This window comes from Pseudomonas sp. 05T35 (assembly GCF_056396605.1).
Genome location: NZ_JBFTLU010000698.1, coordinates 1 through 1,532 on the forward strand (window position 1 = coordinate 1; position 1,532 = coordinate 1,532).

At 55.7% G+C, this 1,532-nt stretch carries 2 protein-coding genes; one reads left to right on the forward strand and one right to left on the reverse strand.

Going from position 1 to position 1,532, the window contains the following annotated elements:
• Nucleotides 1–243 precede the first annotated feature (243 nt).
• Nucleotides 244–630: an SCP2 sterol-binding domain-containing protein gene (locus AC1DH9_RS28980; protein ID WP_427545527.1), complete on the reverse strand. Its 387-nt coding sequence runs from the start codon at nucleotides 628–630 to the stop codon at nucleotides 244–246.
• A 573-nt stretch (nucleotides 631–1,203) separates the two neighbouring features.
• Between AC1DH9_RS28980 and AC1DH9_RS28985 the strand changes: the two genes are divergently transcribed.
• A partial coding sequence (locus tag AC1DH9_RS28985) for a DUF6124 family protein (RefSeq protein ID WP_477809318.1) occupies nucleotides 1,204–1,532 on the forward strand: 329 nt, incomplete at its 3' end.

Below are 1,532 nucleotides of genomic sequence, written 5' to 3' on the forward strand. Positions count from 1 at the left end.
CTACACGTCCGCTGCCACCGCCAAATGCCGGATCAAGAGCCCCCGGCTCTGCTTGTTTTTGCTCCTGATTCAAATTCATGACGCATTCCCTTGTGGTGATAAAGGATGCCTGCAAGAGACACCGACCACAGTGGAGCACAGAGCGATGGCAACGAGCAGCTGTCACAAATGACAGTCATCTTGTCTTTAAAAGCCAAATAACCGACTGGCTGAGCCACTCGGGTACGGGTGCCATCGTTATCCTCAACGAGTCGTTACTGGCTTTTTCTTCGGCTTCAAATACTTGGTCAACCCCTGGAACCACATCACCAGCGCCGGGTTGCCCTTGATCTGAATCGACTTGTCCTGAATCCCGGTCATGAACGCCAACTGCTTGTTCTTCGCCTGCATCGTGGCAAAACCGTAAGCCGCATCCTTAAAGGCAATCGCAAACGCCGGCTCTGCATACACCCCAGCCTTGCTGGTAATGCGCTGATCCTTCACCACAAAGTGCCGCGCCACCTTGCCGTCCAGCGTCTGCAACTGGAACACCAGTTCTTTATCACCCAACTGCTGCTGAAACGCCGGATTGGTCCGACTGGCCTTGCGCATCAGCAAGCCCATCACCCAGAGAAGAAAACGAAATTTCATGCCCAAGCCCCAAAAGAAAAATGAACGCTGGCGCAGTGTAGCGGCTTAAACCCAGAACGCCACCGTTGCGCAGCGTTAGAAGAAGATGAAGCGCTTTTTCAGCACGATGACCACCAAGTCACACTTTTCAAAACCCACCACATCCCCCTTGTAGCAGCTGCCGAAGGCGGCGTTCGATCTGGGCCGCATCCGGACGCAGCGGTCGCAAAACCAGACAACCCGGTCCCGACTCAATCCCAGCCCTATTGGTCTCGGACATTTCCTTCAAGCTGTAGCGGTGTTCGGTAACTATCCGGGCCTGCGAGTCAGGGCTAGTCTCACCCTGTCACCAAAAAACGGTGACACGGACGTGCAAGTCCGAGTAAAAAACAACCTTTCAAAACCACTAGCCATGCAACGAACAATTTGTGTTCGCTGTTTATGCTTTATGGCAGCTGTGTGCGGGAGACCTTAGGGTCTGCCGAGGTTTTCTGGGATTGGGTTACTCGGTCTTGCACCCCGCACATGGCTGCCACCCTCTATTCGCGTGCAAGCGAACCGGGTCAGCCTCCATAAATAAAGAGGAACCCGATCATGTTCAAACCAACACCAAATCCACCAGAAGACCCAGCAACTTCCCCCTACGAATCCCTCGATTCGAAGAAACTCCACGAAGCCGCCGAACGCGCCCTCGACCACCACCTGGGCACACCCTCACCCAAAATCCACCTGGCCGACGCCCGCAAAGGCCAACTCTTCATCGTGGCCCCCGACGTCGACACCGACAGCCTCCTGGCCAACGCCTCCGAAGACATCGCCTCCATCAAAGCCATCGCCGGCGACCTCGCCTTCGAAATCGAAGGCTCCCGCCGCAACGTCGCCCTCGCCATCTACCGCATGGCCGAAGGCGCCCAACTGCTGAT

Bases quoted from the DNA above. Each gene is read 5' to 3' on its own strand.
- AC1DH9_RS28980 (WP_427545527.1), bottom strand. From the start codon at position 630: ATGAAATTTCGTTTTCTTCTCTGGGTGATGGGCTTGCTGATGCGCAAG.